This is a genomic window from Rhizobium sp. S152, assembly GCF_030380735.1.
Classification (GTDB): Bacteria; Pseudomonadota; Alphaproteobacteria; order Rhizobiales; family Rhizobiaceae; genus Rhizobium.
This window is the reverse complement of the sequence record NZ_JAUDRZ010000030.1, coordinates 143,842-159,540: the sequence shown is the minus strand read 5'-3', so window position 1 is coordinate 159,540 and position 15,699 is coordinate 143,842. Positions and strand designations below refer to the sequence as shown.

The following is a 15,699-nucleotide window of genomic DNA, read 5'->3' as shown; positions in this document are numbered from 1 at the left end:
CCAGTTATATTTGCGCATGACCTTTTCGTGGACCGCCCATCGCTTCTCCGGCGGCGCGTTGGCGCTTGATGTCGCCAACAGCGTCATACTCAGGCATGACGACGCGCTTCGCGTCGATCGCTTCGCCGTGCGGGAGAATTGGGAAGCGTTTCCCGCCGCCGCCGCGAAATTCTGCGCCGAGCGCGCCCTCTTCGGGGGCATGATTGCGCCGACCGCGAACAGCAAGGAAGGCCTGATCACGCTCAGGGAAGCGACGGATCGCTATTTTCGAAAGCGGGTGCTGAGCGGCAGCGACGACCTGTTGCTCGCCGATCTGCTGGAGGCGGTGGCGGGGACGTTGAGGCAGCCGGAAGCGGCAGGAGCTATAGGCCATGCGACAGCACATTCCGCTCTGCGACTGGTCTCGATGCCCGAGCCCGAGCGGATGAAGATCTGCGGCAATTGCGGCTGGCTGTTTCTTGATCGCAGCAAGAACAGGAGCCGCGCCTGGTGCGACATGGCGGTCTGCGGCAACCGAGCCAAGGCGAACCGGCACTACCGGCGGCGAAAAGAGGAGGAAGCGCCATGAAAGGAGTTTCGATCCTGCTGATAAGCGCGGCAGCGGCGCTGAGCGGTTGTCAACGGCAGAACGAGGAAGCGGTCGAGGTGAGCGGGCATGTCTTCGTGTTCAACTACCGCGTCGCGATCGCGACCTATCTTGTAACGCTGAACAAGAAGGGGACGTTGCCGGAGGGCGCGGTTGCGATCGCCGAGTTCGAGAACCCTGCGGGCGGCGATCCGCTGGTGACGGAGGAGAAGATTTTTCCCGCCTGGGACCGGATCACCCTGCAGAGCCCGGCCATTCATTGCGTCAAGAAGGATCGCCCCTATACGGTCAGCATCCGCCTCGTAGATGCCAAGGGAAGCACGTTGCAGAGCTTGAAGACGACGGTGACATCTGATGTCGATCAGTCGATCATGCCCGGCAAACCGCTGGTCGTGGGGCCGCTCTACACCAAGAACCCGGACGTGTTCAAAGCTGATGGCAGCGTGGATTACCACAGCGCTGACAATTGCCCCGCGACATGAAAAAGCCCGGCGCAGTGGCCGGGCTTTCAGAGTCATTTCAAAAGGTTCAGCCGTTGGGCTGCGCTTTTGAATCAGCCGACGATTTCGGTTTCGGCGAACCAGTAGGCGATTTCCTGGACGGCGGTCTCAGGAGCGTCCGAGCCGTGAACCGAGTTTTCGCCGATCGACAGGGCGAACTGCTTGCGGATCGTGCCTTCGTCAGCGTTAGCAGGGTTGGTGGCGCCCATGATTTCGCGGTTCTTCAGGATGGCGTTTTCGCCTTCCAGGACCTGAACGATGGTCGGGCCGGAGGTCATGCCTTCAACCAGTTCGCCGAAGAAGGGGCGTTCCTTGTGAACGGCGTAGAAGCCTTCGGCTTCGCGCTTGGACATCCATACGCGCTTGGAGGCGATGATGCGCAGGCCGTTGTCTTCGAATACCTTGGTGATGGCGCCGGTCAGGTTGCGCTTCGTTGCGTCCGGCTTGATCATCGAGAAGGTGCGTTCAATCGCCATATCGTCTGTTCCTTTTAATTCCCGTGGAAAGTGGGCGGTATCTACCCGTCCCTTTCGCCGGAAACAAGGGGGTTTAGGCTATTGCCGCCTTACCGCGTTCAATTTCACGCGGCCGTCACACTACGGCCCACGCCGTCGAAGAGATCGAGGCATCGATCGAACCACAAGCCGACCGGGTCATCCCCAGTAAAGACTTCGGTACCGGCGGTAATCCGCATCCATTGCAATGCGCCGAACAGGATGTAATCGGCAAACAGCGGCGCGTCTCCGCCGAGGAAAGGCTGGAAGGCCAGCGTCTGGCGCACGGGCTCCAGCTTTGCGGCAAACCCCGCGACCGCCGCATCACGTCCGGAACGCATGTCTTCAAGCGTCCGCCCAAGCATCTTTTCCCGCGAGGAGCGGAAATAGACCTGGTCGGCCTCGCCCAGAATGTCGTGAATGTCGGCAACCGCGATGCCTGTGATCGCCGGATGCACGATCGACTGCGAGAAGCGTTCGACGAAACGCGAAAGCGCCTTGCCGCCCTCGCCGCCAAACAAGGTCGGGCGATCCGGGTAGCGCTCTTCCAGATAAAGCGCGATATCGAAACTGTCGCGAATGAGTTCATTGCCGTCTCTCAGGATCGGCACGGTCTTGGAAAAGCCGTTCTCCAGAACCGGGATCCGGGTGAACGGTGCCGGCTTCTCGACGAAGTCGAGGCCCTTGTGCCTGAGCGCCAGGACCACCTTCCAGCAATGGGGCGAAAAAGGCCGGCTCTCGTCGGTGCCGCAGAGCGAATAGAGAATGCGAGTGGTCATGGGTCTGCTCCGGATCAGGGGATGGGTCACGATGATGGCCGCGAATGGCGATACGATCCAATCAGAAGATTTCATGAATGGTATCAATACGAAGGATCGACATTCCGGTTGCATTGCACGAAAGATGGCCGATAAAGGAGAGCAAACGATGCAGCGCCATTTCCAGATGCTTGCCGATTACAATCGCTGGGCCAATGCGCGGATCTACGACGCCTGTGCTGCGCTGCCCGACGCGGACTACCGTGCCGACCGTGGCGCCTTTTTCGGCTCCGCGCATCGCACGCTCAACCACCTTCTCGTCGCCGATCGCATCTGGTTGCGCCGCATCACCGGCAACGGAGTGGCGCCGATGGAACTCAACGTCATTCTCCATGACGACCTTTCCGAACTGCGCCGGGCACGCGAAGCGGAAGACCGCAGGTTCATCGACCTTACCGCCTCGTTCGGGCCGGAGGATTTCGAGCGCCTCGTCCACTATACGCCGGTAACGGTGCCCGAGCCGATGACGGAACCGCTCGGCGTGATGCTCGCCCATGTGTTCAACCATCAGACCCATCATCGCGGCCAGGTCCACACGATCCTCACTTCGCTCGGCCAGTCCTCCGTCGTGCTTGACATGATCGCCTTCCTGCGCGCGGACGGCAGGCAGTGGATGACGTCAAGACAGCATTAACCGCGTTCTTCGATCGCTTGCCTGCCGCGCAATTGCTGCACCCTCAATTCAACTAATATTAAATCCTGGGGTGCATAGCGGATACAACGCCAGGTCGGACAGGACCACAGAGCGAGGGAGCCGTCATGCAGCATGCAGGAGCGAATGCACAGGTACAGCGCGAAACCCCGCGCCCGGCAGCAGCAACCGATATTCAACGCATCAGCCAGCACATGACGCGGCTCGGCATTGCCGGGCTGCCGCGCAACTACGAACTCTTTCACGACGCCATCATCGGCCAGAACGCGGCGCTCGCCCAGGAGATCGCAGCACTTGGCCCGACGCCGCGCCAACCGGCGCTTGACGAGCTCGGCCTGAAATACCGGCTTGTCAGTCATTGCGGTCTGGTCAACGAGGCCTCGCAGGCGGAAATGGGAAAGATGCTTCGCGACGCCGCGGAGCGGCTGAGTGAAAGCCTGCGCCAGAAGCAGTCCTTCCTGCGCGCCGCCGAGACAGTGCTGCATTCGATCTCCGGTTCGCCGACCCAGAGCCTGTCGGGCCTTATGAGCGAGATGGAATTTCTGTCGACGGCACTCACCAACGTGCTCGCGGGCGAGACGAACCTCGAGGCCAAACTGCGTGGCGACATCGACCGGCTGGAAGCGCTGGAACGTGGCGTCGCTGCGGCGCAATCCGCCTCCTCCACCGACAAGCTGACCGGTCTTCCCAATCGCATCGCGCTCAGCCAGACGGTGCTCGATCTCTACGAACGCGACGAAGGCGCTGCCGGCAACGCGCTGATCATGGTCGATATCGACGACTTCAAGGTTCTCAACGGTCGCTACGGCACGCAGGCCGGCACGCGGCTTTTGAAGAAGCTTGCCGATCTCTTTCGCAAGTCGATCAAGAAGAACGATTTCGTGGCGCGCACCGATGGTGACGAGTTCACCTTTGTCTTCGCCAATGTCGGCATGCAGGAGGCGACGGCAATTGCCGAGCGGCTGCGCAGGTCTGTGGAAGAGCACATCATCTTCGCTGCCACGGAGACCGTGCCGGCAACGCGCATGACGGTTTCGCTGGGGATCGCGCTCAGCGCAGACGCGGCCACGGCGTCGCAACTGCAGGCCAACGCGCGCATCGCGCTCCACGCCGCGCAGACCAACCGCCACCAGCCCGTACAGGCCTTCGGACGCTGAACGACAGGCCCTTGCGCTGATCGCGGCTTTCGGCCAAAACGCCGGGCATGATCACGATCTCGGACATCTCCGCCCGCATCGCAGGCCGCCTGCTTCTCGACCATGCCAGCGTTTCGCTTCCGAGCGGAACCAAGGCCGGTCTCGTGGGGAGAAACGGCGCGGGCAAATCCACGCTGTTTCGCGTCATCACCGGCGATCTCGGATCGGAGTCCGGTTCCGTCTCGATCCCGAAGAACGCGCGCATCGGCCAGGTGGCCCAGGAAGCGCCGGGAACGGAACAGCCGCTTATCGAGATCGTGCTTGCGGCCGACAAGGAGCGCACCGCGCTTCTCACTGAGGCGGAGACCGCCAGCGATCCGCACCGGATCGCCGAAATCCAGATGCGGCTCGTCGATATCGACGCGCATTCGGCCGAAGCGCGCGCGGCAAGCATCCTTGCCGGCCTCGGCTTCGACCAAGCGGCGCAGGCGCGCCCGGCATCGGCTTTCTCCGGCGGTTGGCGCATGCGCGTGGCGCTTGCGGCGGTTCTGTTTTCCGAACCTGATCTGCTGCTTCTCGACGAGCCGACAAACTATCTCGACCTTGAAGGCACGCTCTGGCTCGAGGATTATATCCGTCGCTATCCGCATACCGTCATCATCATCAGCCATGATCGCGACCTCTTGAACAACGCGGTCAACGCGATCGTCCACCTCGACCAGCAGAAGCTCACCTTCTACCGCGGCGGCTACGACCAGTTCGAGCGCCAGAAGGCAGAAGCCGACGAGTTGCAGACCAAGGCCAAGGCGAAGAACGACGCGGCGCGCAAGCATCTGCAGAGCTTCATCGATCGCTTCAAGGCAAAGGCATCGAAGGCCCGGCAGGCGCAGAGCCGCGTCAAGGCGCTGGAGCGCATGGGCACGGTCGCGTCCGTGATCGAGAGCCATGTCCAGCCGATCACCTTCCCCGAGCCCGAGAAGCAGCCCGCCTCGCCGATCGTCGCGGTCAGCGGCGGCGCCGTCGGCTACACGCCCGGCAATCCGATCCTGAAGAACCTCAACCTTCGCATCGACAACGACGACCGTATTGCCCTCCTCGGCTCGAACGGCAACGGCAAATCGACATTCGCGAAATTCATCTCCGGCCGCCTCGACGCCGAGGCCGGCCAGGTGAAGCTGGCACCGAGCCTGAAGATCGGCTTCTTCGCACAGCATCAGCTCGACGACCTCATTCCGGACCAGTCGGCCGTCGAGCACGTGCGCCGGCTGATGCCGGACGCGCCGGAAGCCAAGGTCCGCGCCCGCGTCGCCCAGATGGGCCTTGCCACGGAAAAGATGGCGACGGCGGCGAAGGATCTCTCCGGCGGCGAAAAGGCGCGTCTGCTGATGGGACTTGCGGCCTTCCATGCGCCGAACCTCCTGATCCTCGACGAACCGACCAACCATCTCGACATCGACAGCCGTCGCGCGCTGATCGAGGCGCTGAACGACTACAGTGGCGCCGTCATCCTGATCTCGCACGACAGGCACCTGATCGAGGCAACGGTCGACCGGCTGTGGCTGGTCAATAACGGTACCGTCACGACCTTCGAGGGCGACATGGACGAGTATCGCGATATCGTCGTCGCCTCCGGCAAGAAGAAGGACGACAAGCCGCAAGCGAGCGACGATGCGGCATCGAAGGCTGAACAGCGCAAGCAGAATGCCGACAAGCGCGCCTCGCTGGCGCCGCTGAAGAAAAAGATCAGCGAAATCGAATCCTTGACCGGAAAGCTGGAGAAAACGATTCAGGCTCTTGATGCAGAGCTTGCGGATCCCGTGCTCTACGAAAAGACGCCCGCCAAGGCGGCGGAGAAGGCCAAGCAACGCGGAGAAGCGGCGGCAAAGCTTGCTGCCGCGGAAGAACAGTGGCTGGAGCTATCTTCGGAGTATGAAGAGGCTATGGCGGGATAGCCACACTCCCCGCCGAAGCGGCTGCAACGATCTGGTTTATTTACGCATTCCCACCAACAGAAACCAATCGTTAACCATAATTCGAAAGGTTGCCTCAACATTCATTACTGATTTGTTGAGCTCCTTTCATGCAGCGTTTCGCAATAATCTCCAGTCTCTTCTTGAGCGTGGCCCTCGCCGGCTGCCAGACGGCAAAGCATCCCGCGCCCGATACATCCATAAAGACGTCCTCGATCGTCTCGCCGGACGGCAAAATAGAAAGCGCGGATCACGCGCCGGCTACGCACATCGCAAGCAGCCATCATCTGGCGGGCCGGACGTTGACGGTGTCGTCCATTCACGACCTTCACCTGCTGGACAAGGAGGTCGTTCTCAGTTTCGACGACGGCCCTATTCCTGGTCGTACCGATCGTGTTCTCGCAACGCTCGACAAGTTCGGCGTCAAGGGCATGTTCATGATGGTTGGAGAGATGGCGGAACTCCATCCTGACCTGGCGCGGCGGGTGGCCGAGGACGGCAACACCATCGGCAGCCACACCTACAAGCACGACAATCTCGCCTCGCTCAGCTTCGACATGGCTATGAAGGAAGTCGCTCGCGGCCAGGCCGCGGTCACCAAGGCGACGGGAACCGACGTGAACTTCTTCCGCTTCCCCTATCTCGCCGACAGCCGCAAGCTGCGCACTGCCGTCGCCATGCGCGAAATGATCGTCATGGACGTCGATGTCGATTCCAAGGACTACTTCAACACCACGCCGGCGGCGGTGACGAAACGCACCATGGACCAACTGTACCAGCGCGGACGCGGCATCATCCTCATGCATGACATTCACAACCGCACCGCCACAATGCTGCCGACACTTCTTACGAATCTCGAAGCCGAGGGCTACAAGGTCGTAACCCTGCAATTCAAGAGGCCGGCCGCGGCCGTCGAGATGGCCTCGCTGTAATCAACAGCCGGCGCTTGCCCGCCGGTTTCTTTCTGCTAAAACAGGCTCAAAATAAATCATACTTTTGAGCGAAACACCGAACGCGAGCCAATAGCATGTCACCCATCAACCTCGCCATCGTCGGCGTCGGCAAGATCGTCCGCGACCAGCACCTTCCTTCCATCGCCAAGAACCCGGATTTCAACCTGATCGCGACGGCAAGCCGCAATGGCACGGTCGATGGCGTCCAGAGCTTCACCACGATCGATGCAATGCTCGACGCCGTGCCTGAAATCGATGCGGTTTCGCTGTGCATGCCGCCGCAATACCGCTACGAGGCGGCTCACAAGGCGCTGTCCGCCGGCAAGCACGTGTTCATGGAAAAGCCGCCGGGCGCGACTCTCAGTGAGGTTGCGGATCTCGAGGCACTTGCGGCCGAAAAGGGTCTGTCGCTGTTTGCCAGCTGGCACTCACGTTATGCAGCTGCCGTCGAGGCCGCGAAGTCGTTCCTCGCCTCGACCCGGATCGACAGCGTGCATGTCGTCTGGAAGGAAGACGTGCGCCAGTGGCATCCGAACCAGGACTGGATCTGGCAGGCCGGCGGCCTTGGTGTTTTCGATCCCGGCATTAACGCGCTCTCGATCGTCACGCACATCCTGCCGAAGGCGATCTTCCTGACCAGTGCGACGCTGGAATTCCCGGAAAACCGCGACGCGCCGATCGCCGCCGACCTGCATTTCAAGAATGCCGACAACACGCCTGTTCGTGCCGAGTTCGACTGGCGCCAGACGGGCAAGCAGAGCTGGGATATCTTCGCCGAAACGGCTGATGGAAAAATGGCTCTCGCAGAGGGTGGCTCGAAGCTCTCAGTCAACGGCGAACTGACGTTCTCGGCGCCGGAAGAAGAATACCCAGCGCTCTATCGTCGCTTCGCGGAGATCGTCAAGGCCGGCCAGTCCGACGTAGACCTGGCGCCGCTGCGTCACGTTGCCGATGCCTTCATGCTCGGCAAGCGCAAATTCGTCGAAGCCTTCCACGATTGATTCGAAATTGCCGTGCCCCGTGATACTGTGATCCCATTTACCGGTATCACGGAGGTTCGGAATGCGAGACGATGCATCTTTCGGCCTGGGACTGAAGAACCTGACGGTCTCGCTCGCCGAGCCGAATATCCTGTGGAATGATGCCTATCAGAGTGAAGCCGAGACTATCCGGCGCGCGCTCGGAGATGCTGCCATCGATATCGAGCATGTCGGCAGCACGGCCATTCCCGGCATCAAGGCAAAGCCGATCATCGACATTGTGGTCGGCATTGCGCGGTTCGAAGACGGGCCGTCCCTGATCGGCGCGATGGAGACGATCGGCTACGACTATGCCGGCAAGGATATCGTTCCCGACGATCACATCTTTGGCCGCGGGATCAACGGCGAAACCCGCACCCATCTTGTTCACGTCGTCGAGCATCGCGGCTACCACTGGAACCGCATGCTTGCCTTTCGTGACGAATTGCGCGCCAATCCGGAACTTGCGCAGGCTTACGAAGAGCTGAAGGTCGGCCTCGCGGGCAACTATGCCGAGAGCCGCGCCGAATACACGAAATCCAAACGGGAATTCATCGACAAGGTGGTGGCGGATGCAGGCCTGCCCTGACGGGGGTCAGGCCTTCTTTTCCCAACGCCCTTCCGGCGTCTGCTGCCAGTAGGTGAGCTTGTGGCCCGCGCCCTTCAGCTTTTTCCATTGCCCGCGCGCGCCTTCAAGCTGTTCCTGGTCGTAGCCATCGAACATGAAGACGATGCGCTCGTAGCCATCAACAGGAGGCGGCTCGGCGCCGTCGACGATGAAGCGCACCGTCGCGGCATTGGCGTTGCCATCGGAGGTCGTCAGAAGCACCGGCTGGTTCTGGGCGAGCTCGCCTTCGTCCGTGCCATGCGGAAGGAAGCTGTCCTCCCGAAATGTCCACAGGTGCTGGTCCAGCATCTCGCGGCGGGCAGCGTCCTTCATTTGCACGCAGACGCGCCATCCGCGCTCGACACTCTTGTCGAGCAACGGCGGCAGCGCATCTTCGAGCTTCGATTCCGTCAGATGATAGAAGAGGACTTCCGTCATCATTCGTAGTTGGCGCGGACCAGCTCATCGAGCAGGCGAACGCCATATCCGGAGCCCCAGGACTGGTTGATCTCGTCCAGCGGCGATCCCATGGCGGTGCCGGCGATGTCGAGATGAGCCCAGGGCGTCTCCTGCACGAACCGCTTGAGGAACTGGGCGGCGGTGATCGATCCGCCGTGACGACCGCCGGTGTTCTTCATATCGGCGAACTTGCTGTCGATCATCTTGTCATATTCCTTGCCCAGCGGCATGCGCCAGAGTCTTTCGCGGGTGGAAAGGCCCGCAGCGATCAGCTGTTCAGACAAGGCGTCGTCGTTGGAGAAGAGACCAGCCTGAATGTTGCCAAGTGCGACTAGAATCGCGCCCGTCAGCGTCGCCAGATTGATCATGAACTTCGGCTTGAAGCGATCATTGCAGTACCAGAGCGCATCGCAAAGCACGAGGCGTCCTTCGGCGTCGGTATTGATGATCTCGATCGTCTGGCCGGACATGGATGTGACGATGTCGCCGGGACGCTGGGCATTGCCATCGGGCATGTTCTCGACGAGGCCGATGATGCCGACGACATTCGCCTTGGCCTTGCGCGCGGCCAGCACGTGCATCAGACCGGTGACGGCGGCAGCACCGCCCATGTCGCCCTTCATCTCTTCCATGCCGGCGGCTGGCTTGATCGAGATGCCGCCGGTGTCGAAGACGACGCCCTTGCCGATGAAGGCAACCGGGCTCTCGCCCGCCTTGCCGCCCTTCCACTGCATGACGGCGAGCCGCGGCGGACGCACGGATCCCTGCGCCACGCCGAGAAGCGCACCCATGCCGAGCTTGCGCATTTCCTCTTCACCAAGGATCTCAACCTCGACGCCAAGCGCTTCCAGCGCCTTTGCCTTGGCCGCGAACTCCACAGGGCCGAGAACATTCGGCGGCTCGTTGACGAGGTCGCGCGCAAGGTTGACGCCGTTGGCGACAGCTACGGACGTATTGTAGGCCTGCGCCGCATCCTTCGCAGCAGCGGTGACGATGGTGACCTTAACGGCATCGCCGCCGGCGGCACTATCGTCGTCCTTCTTCTTCGTCTTGTAGGCGTCGAAGCTGTAGGCACGCAGCAGCATGCCGAGCGCGAAATCGGCCGCTTCCTTGCCGCCGACGTTGACGCCGGGTGCATCGACGAAAATCGTGACCTTGGTCGTGTTCTTGATCTTCGAGGCTACCGCGCCGCCCGCCTTCAGCCAATCATGCGCGGTCAGCTTTTCCGACTTGCCCAGCCCCAGCACGATAATGCGATCAGCCGAAGATCCTTGTGGCGCGACGATATCAAGCGTGGCCATCGACTTGGCGCTGAAGCCCGCGATCTTTGCTGCGCGCGCGACAACGCCGGCGGGGTCGGCTGCTGAGGCGCCCGCGGCGAGTTCGGCCTCGCTCGTCTTCAGCAGAATGGCATAGCTGCCGGCAATTTCGGCAGACTTTTCAAATGAGATATCGAATTTGGCTGACATGTTTTCTCCAGTCGGATTCTTCAGGATCCTCTCGGGTCAATCATTTCGGGTTTCCCCGGCGAACACAAGTCCCAGTGGGAAGCACAAGTTTGTATCCTGTGCGCCGTTACGGGATTTGCCGGAACCGCAATTCCTGCGTATCATCATTTCAGACCTAGCTCATATGGAGATCTGGTCTTGCAATTTTTCTCGATCCCGCCGCACTTACCGATTCGCCACATCACGAAAAAAAATCTGAAATTTGAATGAATTTTCGGCGCGGCCTTGTCGCAAAAACAGAACAAAGAGCGTAGATGGGTTTCGCTGCAAAGCGGCATGAGTTCGTAAGAGCGTTCAAAGGCATGCATGAAACTGCTTGAAACATATATACTCCGGCGCGTTGGCCAGATGTTTCTCGTCGCCCTGTTGCCGGTGCTCGCGATCATCTGGACGACTCAGGTGCTGCAGCGCATCAATCTGGTGACCGACAGCGGCCAGTCGATTGGCTCGTTCGCGAAGCTTGCGACGCTGATCCTGCCGTCGATCATCCCGGTCGTGCTGCCTTTTGCCATCGTTATCGGCGTTACGCAGACGCTGACGACGATGAACAACGATTCCGAACTTACCGTCATCGATGCCGCCGGCTCTCCGCGCAGTATCATTCTCAGGCCGATCCTCATTCTTGCGGCGTTGATAAGCGTGTTCTCTTTCCTCGTCGACAATGTCGTCGAGCCGAAGGCGAAGACCGGTGCGCGCCAGATGATCGCCGCCGCCTATGCCGACCTGCTCTCGACGGTCATCGAAGAGAAGAACTTCCGGCGCATCGACACCGGCCTGTATGTGCAGATTTCGGAGCGTTTGGCGGGTCGCGTGCTGAAGGGGCTGTTCGTCGTCGACGAACGAGATCCCAATTTCGAACTGGTCTATTACGCACGCGAGGGTGCCGTCGACGAGAAGGGCACATCGCTGATCATGCATGACGGCGAAGTGCACCGCAAAGCGCCGAACGGCGATGTCTCGATCATTCGATTCGATTCCTATTCCTTCGACCTGTCCGACCTGACGCAGAACCGCGGACAGGCGACGCTGCGCGCGGGCGACCGCGAACTGCCGTTCCTTCTCAATCCGGATCCGACGGATAAAGACTACGCATCCAAACCGGGAAGTTACCGTGCCGAACTGCATCGCCGCCTGACCGATTGGGTATTGCCGATGGTGTTCGCGCTGATATCGCTTGCCATCGCCGGGGACGCGCGCTCGCACAGAGAGGCGCGACTGCATCCGATGGTCGCCGCACTTATCTTTGCCTTCGCGATCCGCTGGGCGTGTTTCTATGCCGCCAACCAGATCGACACCAAGCCGTTCTTCATCGGGGTGCTCTACGCAATACCGACCGTTGCAAGCGCGCTGGCGATTGTTTCGCTCAGCATGCACAAGCGGCTTTCGATGGTCTCCGGCGTAAATGATTATCTCGCGGCGCGGTGGCGCAAAATTCAACAGCGCCTTGCGCGTCCGGCCGACCCCTCCGCAGGAGGCAGCGCATGATTTTCGGAACGCTCGGCCGCTATTTCTTCCGCCGCTACATGCTGACGACGATGTGGTTTTTCCTCGGCGTCATCGGCATCGTCTTCCTCGTCGATTTCAGCGAAACTTCAGGGCGTCTTTCCAACCTGCCCGGCTATACGGTGGCCGGCGGGCTGTTGATGACCGCCGTTCGCCTGCCGCTGATTATGCAGCAGACGGTGCCCTTCGTCGCGCTCTTCGTCGGCATGACGGTGCTGATCGGCCTGAACCGCAAATACGAACTCGTCGTGACGCGCGCAGCCGGGATTTCGGTCTGGCAGTTCATGTCACCGTTTATCTTCGGCGCCTTCCTGATCGGCATCGGCGTCATGACGATCCTGAACCCGCTCGCAGCCTGGGGACAGCGTCAGGCCGCGCTCGTCGAGAGCAACTGGCGGGGCGAAAGCAGCGCTTCGAAGAACGCTCCAGAGGTCCCTTGGCTTCGCCAGATCAGCGGCGACGACGACATGATCATCGGCGCGCACAAGATTCTGGAAGACGGAACGCTGCTCGTCGATGCCGTTCTGGTGCACTTCGATTCGGGTGGCCACATCATTCTGAGACAGGACGCTGCGTCGGCTAAATTGGAAGATGGTTACTGGCTTCTTAAGAACGTCATGGAGCGTCGGCCGGGTGAGATCGGCCTTCGTAAGGATGAGGTACAGGTCCGTACCAATTTGAAACGGGACTTCGTCCAACAGAGGCTTACTGCCCCTGAAACCATTGCGTTTTTTGATCTTTCGAACCGTATCGAAGCAGCGAAATCCTTTGGTCTCCCGACCAAGGCGCTGGAGACGCAATTCCACTCGCTGCTCTCTCAACCGCTGTTGCTCGTGGCAATGACTCTCATTGCTGCAACAGTGTCCCTAAAATTTAGCCGGTTCAACCAATCCCGCTCCGTGATTCTGGGTGGAATAGTCTCCGGCTTCGTGCTTTATGTGATCACCGTGCTTGTAAAAGCATTCGGAAGCAGTGGGGTTGTCCCTCCTTTCGTGGCGACGTGGATTCCGGTCACCGTCGCCTTGGCTTTGGGCGCAACAATTCTGCTTCATCAGGAGGACGGCTAGTGGCGGCAGGCGACCGCAAGACTTTTGGAAAACGGTTGGTTGCCCTGCTCGCAGGCGTGGCTCTGTCCACCTATTCCGGTGGCATCCCCGTCGCATTCGCGCAGGACGCTCTGTCGACCGTCAAGCCCAACATACCCGAAGATGCCAAGCTGATTCTCTCGGCGAACGAGCTCGTCTATAACAAGGACGCGCAGGTCGTTTCGGCTATCGGCGGCGTGCAGATCAACTACGCTGGCTACAAGATGGTATCCCAGCGCGTCGAATATAATCAGAAGACCGGACGCCTGATGGCGCTCGGCAATGTGGAGCTCGTCGGCACAGACGGCAACCGCATGTATGCCGACAAGCTCGATGTGACCGACGATTTTGCCGACGGGTTCATCAACGCATTGCGCATCGAGACGGCCGACAATACACGCCTGGTTGCCGAAAGCGGCGAACGCATTGGCGGCACGCAGATGATCCTGAACAAGGGGGTCTATACTGCCTGTCTGCCCTGCGCCGAGAATCCGTCGAAACCGCCTTTCTGGCAGGTCAAGGCCGAGCGCGTCATCCAGGACGGACAGAAGCACACGATTCGCCTCGAAAAGAGCCGGTTCGAGCTGCTCGGCCATCCAATCGCTTATATCCCGTGGCTTGAGGTCCCTGACAATACCGTAAAGCGCAAGTCCGGCTTCTTGTTCCCAAGCTTCAGTACGTCGCAGAACCTCGGTTTCGGCGTTTCTGTCCCCTATTATTATGTGTTCTCGCCCAGCAGCGATGTGACTGTGACGGGAACCGGCTATACCAGCCAGGGCTTCCTCGCGGACGCGGAATTCCGCCAGCGCTTCGAGAACGGAACGCACACGCTGCGTATCGCCGGCATCAACCAGATGAGCCCGGAGAAATTCACCTCCGATACCAGCGACGCGCAGGAAGATTTCCGCGGTCTGGTGGCATCCAAGGCTGAGTTCAAGATCAATCCTCGCTGGGCGTTCGGCTGGGATGTCATGGTGCAGACCGACAACAACTTCGCGCGCACCTACAATCTCGACGGTCTCGACCAGACCACGCACACGAATGAAGTCTACCTGACCGGTCTCGGAAAGCGGAACTACTTCGACCTGCGTTCCTTCTATTTCGATGTGCAGGACGCCGATCCGACCAACCTGGCGGAAAAGCAGCAGGCGATTGTCTATCCGACGATGGACTATCACTATGTCGCGCCGCAGCCGCTGGCAGGCGGCGAGCTTTCGGCGGATGTGAACTTCACGAACCTGTCACGCAGCCACGACGACTTCTATTCTGTGGCCGGCAATAACCGTTTCCGTGGCCTTGAAGGCCAGACGTCACGCCTGACCGGCGAGCTTGAATGGAAGCGCACGTTCGTGACGCCGGCGGGTGTGTTGATCACACCGATTCTTGCCGCTCGCGGCGATGCGCTGGCGCTCAACATGACCGATCCTACTAGCGCCGGCTATACAGGCGGCTATGACGACGGCAACACGGCAACGCGTTCCATGCTGACGGCTGGCGTCGAGATGCGCTACCCGATCCTCGGCACCACCGAGAACAGCACGCATCTGTTCGAGCCGATCATGCAGATCTACGCGCGTCCGGACGAGCGCCTTGCAGGCGCGCTACCGAACGAAGACGCGCAGAGCTTCGTGTTCGACGCGACCAACCTCTTCGAACGCGACAAGTTCTCCGGTTACGACAGGATCGAGGGCGGCACGCGTGCCAATATCGGCTTCCAGTACACGGGAACCTTCGACAACGGCTACAAGCTGCACGGCATCTTCGGCCAGTCGTACCAGCTGGCGGGCCAGAACTCGTTCGCGACGGATGACCTCGTCAACGTTGGCGCCAATTCCGGTCTGGAAACGGACGTGTCCGACCTCGTAGGTCTCGGCGGCATCGAAACGCCCGGCGGTTTCGCCTTCGCGGCATCGTATCGTCTCGATCACAAAGACCTCGGGCTGAACCGCGGCGACCTGACCGCGGGTTTCCAGACCGACAACTTCCAGAGCCAGCTGCTTTACACACACATCTCGTCGCAGCCGGAATACGGCCTCGTCGATGACAACGATGAAGTTCAGGCGAAGGCCACCGTCAAGTTCAAGGATTACTGGTCGGTCTTCGGTGGTGTTGCCTGGGATCTGAACAACGACGTCGTCAGCAAGAAGATGATCGGCCTCACATATGAGGACGAGTGCACCATCTTCACGATCGCCTACACGGACAAGCGCGATATCAGCGACGAATCCGCAAGCGACTGGAGCATTGGCGCCAAGCTGACCTTCCGTACGTTGGGCGACATCAATTACGGCAGCTTCGACGATCCGGATAAGAATATCTACAATAACTGATCAGCTTGACCCGACACGGCGAAGGAAAGGAGCCTTTCTTTCGCCGTAAGGCTGTGCAGGACATTGTCGCGGATCGTTA

Annotated in this window: 15 protein-coding genes; 11 read left to right on the top strand and 4 right to left on the bottom strand. The window is 60.3% G+C overall.

Annotated features, from left to right (window positions below; genetic code table 11):
- Positions 1-16: 16 nt before the first annotated feature.
- Positions 17-568 carry a CGNR zinc finger domain-containing protein gene (locus QTL95_RS25415; protein WP_289722676.1) on the top strand — a complete coding sequence of 184 codons (552 nt, stop codon included), beginning with the start codon at positions 17-19 and terminating at the stop codon, positions 566-568.
- Positions 565-1,068 (top strand): hypothetical protein, encoded by a 504-nt coding sequence (locus tag QTL95_RS25410; RefSeq protein ID WP_289722675.1) that lies wholly within the window; start codon positions 565-567, stop codon positions 1,066-1,068. The genes QTL95_RS25415 and QTL95_RS25410 overlap by 4 nt, the downstream gene beginning before the upstream one ends.
- A 71-nt stretch (positions 1,069-1,139) precedes the next feature.
- On the opposite strand, the gene ndk is transcribed toward QTL95_RS25410, so the two are convergent.
- Together ndk and QTL95_RS25400 are read right to left on the bottom strand one after the other, a co-directional pair.
- A complete protein-coding gene (ndk, locus tag QTL95_RS25405; RefSeq protein ID WP_018898730.1) occupies positions 1,140-1,562 on the bottom strand; it encodes a nucleoside-diphosphate kinase in 423 nt (140 codons plus the stop codon).
- Positions 1,563-1,666: 104 nt separating this feature from the next.
- A complete protein-coding gene (locus tag QTL95_RS25400) occupies positions 1,667-2,359 on the bottom strand; it encodes a glutathione S-transferase family protein (RefSeq protein ID WP_289722674.1) in 693 nt (230 codons plus the stop codon).
- A 148-nt stretch (positions 2,360-2,507) separates the two neighbouring features.
- Between QTL95_RS25400 and QTL95_RS25395 the strand changes: the two genes are divergently transcribed.
- The 6 genes from QTL95_RS25395 to QTL95_RS25370 all read left to right on the top strand — a co-directional run bounded on the left by QTL95_RS25395 (position 2,508) and on the right by QTL95_RS25370 (position 8,717).
- Positions 2,508-3,032, top strand: a complete 525-nt coding sequence (locus QTL95_RS25395; RefSeq protein WP_289722673.1) for a DinB family protein — start codon at positions 2,508-2,510, stop codon at positions 3,030-3,032.
- A 125-nt stretch (positions 3,033-3,157) separates the two neighbouring features.
- Positions 3,158-4,207 (top strand): GGDEF domain-containing protein, encoded by a 1,050-nt coding sequence (locus tag QTL95_RS25390; RefSeq protein WP_289722672.1) that lies wholly within the window; start codon positions 3,158-3,160, stop codon positions 4,205-4,207.
- Between the two features lie 47 nt (positions 4,208-4,254).
- Positions 4,255-6,138 carry an ATP-binding cassette domain-containing protein gene (locus QTL95_RS25385; RefSeq protein ID WP_289722671.1) on the top strand — a complete coding sequence of 628 codons (1,884 nt, stop codon included), beginning with the start codon at positions 4,255-4,257 and terminating at the stop codon, positions 6,136-6,138.
- A 128-nt stretch (positions 6,139-6,266) separates the two neighbouring features.
- On the top strand, positions 6,267-7,088 hold the full coding sequence (locus QTL95_RS25380; RefSeq protein WP_289722670.1) for a polysaccharide deacetylase family protein: 822 nt from the start codon (positions 6,267-6,269) through the stop codon (positions 7,086-7,088).
- 95 nt (positions 7,089-7,183) lie between these two features.
- Positions 7,184-8,110 carry a Gfo/Idh/MocA family protein gene (locus QTL95_RS25375; RefSeq protein WP_289722669.1) on the top strand — a complete coding sequence of 309 codons (927 nt, stop codon included), beginning with the start codon at positions 7,184-7,186 and terminating at the stop codon, positions 8,108-8,110.
- Positions 8,111-8,171: 61 nt separating this feature from the next.
- Complete coding sequence (locus tag QTL95_RS25370; protein ID WP_289722668.1) at positions 8,172-8,717, top strand: GrpB family protein; 546 nt, start codon at positions 8,172-8,174, stop codon at positions 8,715-8,717.
- A 6-nt stretch (positions 8,718-8,723) separates the two neighbouring features.
- Here the strand turns inward: QTL95_RS25370 and QTL95_RS25365 are convergent, their stop codons facing one another.
- Together QTL95_RS25365 and QTL95_RS25360 are read right to left on the bottom strand one after the other, a co-directional pair.
- Positions 8,724-9,173 carry a DNA polymerase III subunit chi gene (locus tag QTL95_RS25365; protein WP_289723167.1) on the bottom strand — a complete coding sequence of 150 codons (450 nt, stop codon included), beginning with the start codon at positions 9,171-9,173 and terminating at the stop codon, positions 8,724-8,726.
- Positions 9,173-10,663 carry a leucyl aminopeptidase gene (locus QTL95_RS25360; RefSeq protein ID WP_289722667.1) on the bottom strand — a complete coding sequence of 497 codons (1,491 nt, stop codon included), beginning with the start codon at positions 10,661-10,663 and terminating at the stop codon, positions 9,173-9,175. Before QTL95_RS25360 ends, QTL95_RS25365 begins: the two co-directional genes overlap by 1 nt.
- Before the next feature lie 345 nt (positions 10,664-11,008).
- On the opposite strand from QTL95_RS25360, the gene lptF reads away from it, so the two are divergent.
- From lptF to QTL95_RS25345, 3 genes are read left to right on the top strand one after another with little or no spacing between them, the layout of a single operon-like run.
- Positions 11,009-12,187: an LPS export ABC transporter permease LptF gene (gene lptF / locus QTL95_RS25355; protein ID WP_289722666.1), complete on the top strand. Its 1,179-nt coding sequence runs from the start codon at positions 11,009-11,011 to the stop codon at positions 12,185-12,187.
- Positions 12,184-13,272, top strand: coding sequence for an LPS export ABC transporter permease LptG (lptG, locus tag QTL95_RS25350; RefSeq protein WP_289722665.1), 1,089 nt, complete (start codon positions 12,184-12,186; stop codon positions 13,270-13,272). Before lptF ends, lptG begins: the two co-directional genes overlap by 4 nt.
- Positions 13,272-15,620 carry an LPS-assembly protein LptD gene (locus QTL95_RS25345; RefSeq protein WP_289722664.1) on the top strand — a complete coding sequence of 783 codons (2,349 nt, stop codon included), beginning with the start codon at positions 13,272-13,274 and terminating at the stop codon, positions 15,618-15,620. Before lptG ends, QTL95_RS25345 begins: the two co-directional genes overlap by 1 nt.
- Positions 15,621-15,699 lie beyond the last annotated feature (79 nt).

Excerpts from the sequence above, each read along its gene's own strand:
- QTL95_RS25415 (WP_289722676.1), top strand. The coding sequence starts at position 17 with ATGACCTTTTCGTGGACCGCCCATCGCTTCTCCGGCGGCGCGTTGGCG.
- QTL95_RS25410 (WP_289722675.1), top strand. The coding sequence starts at position 565 with ATGAAAGGAGTTTCGATCCTGCTGATAAGCGCGGCAGCGGCGCTGAGC.
- ndk (WP_018898730.1), bottom strand. The coding sequence starts at position 1,562 with ATGGCGATTGAACGCACCTTCTCGATGATCAAGCCGGACGCAACGAAG.
- QTL95_RS25400 (WP_289722674.1), bottom strand. The coding sequence starts at position 2,359 with ATGACCACTCGCATTCTCTATTCGCTCTGCGGCACCGACGAGAGCCGG.
- QTL95_RS25395 (WP_289722673.1), top strand. The coding sequence starts at position 2,508 with ATGCAGCGCCATTTCCAGATGCTTGCCGATTACAATCGCTGGGCCAAT.
- QTL95_RS25390 (WP_289722672.1), top strand. The coding sequence starts at position 3,158 with ATGCAGCATGCAGGAGCGAATGCACAGGTACAGCGCGAAACCCCGCGC.
- QTL95_RS25385 (WP_289722671.1), top strand. The coding sequence starts at position 4,255 with ATGATCACGATCTCGGACATCTCCGCCCGCATCGCAGGCCGCCTGCTT.
- QTL95_RS25380 (WP_289722670.1), top strand. The coding sequence starts at position 6,267 with ATGCAGCGTTTCGCAATAATCTCCAGTCTCTTCTTGAGCGTGGCCCTC.
- QTL95_RS25375 (WP_289722669.1), top strand. The coding sequence starts at position 7,184 with ATGTCACCCATCAACCTCGCCATCGTCGGCGTCGGCAAGATCGTCCGC.
- QTL95_RS25370 (WP_289722668.1), top strand. The coding sequence starts at position 8,172 with ATGCGAGACGATGCATCTTTCGGCCTGGGACTGAAGAACCTGACGGTC.
- QTL95_RS25365 (WP_289723167.1), bottom strand. The coding sequence starts at position 9,173 with ATGACGGAAGTCCTCTTCTATCATCTGACGGAATCGAAGCTCGAAGAT.
- QTL95_RS25360 (WP_289722667.1), bottom strand. The coding sequence starts at position 10,663 with ATGTCAGCCAAATTCGATATCTCATTTGAAAAGTCTGCCGAAATTGCC.
- lptF (WP_289722666.1), top strand. The coding sequence starts at position 11,009 with ATGAAACTGCTTGAAACATATATACTCCGGCGCGTTGGCCAGATGTTT.
- lptG (WP_289722665.1), top strand. The coding sequence starts at position 12,184 with ATGATTTTCGGAACGCTCGGCCGCTATTTCTTCCGCCGCTACATGCTG.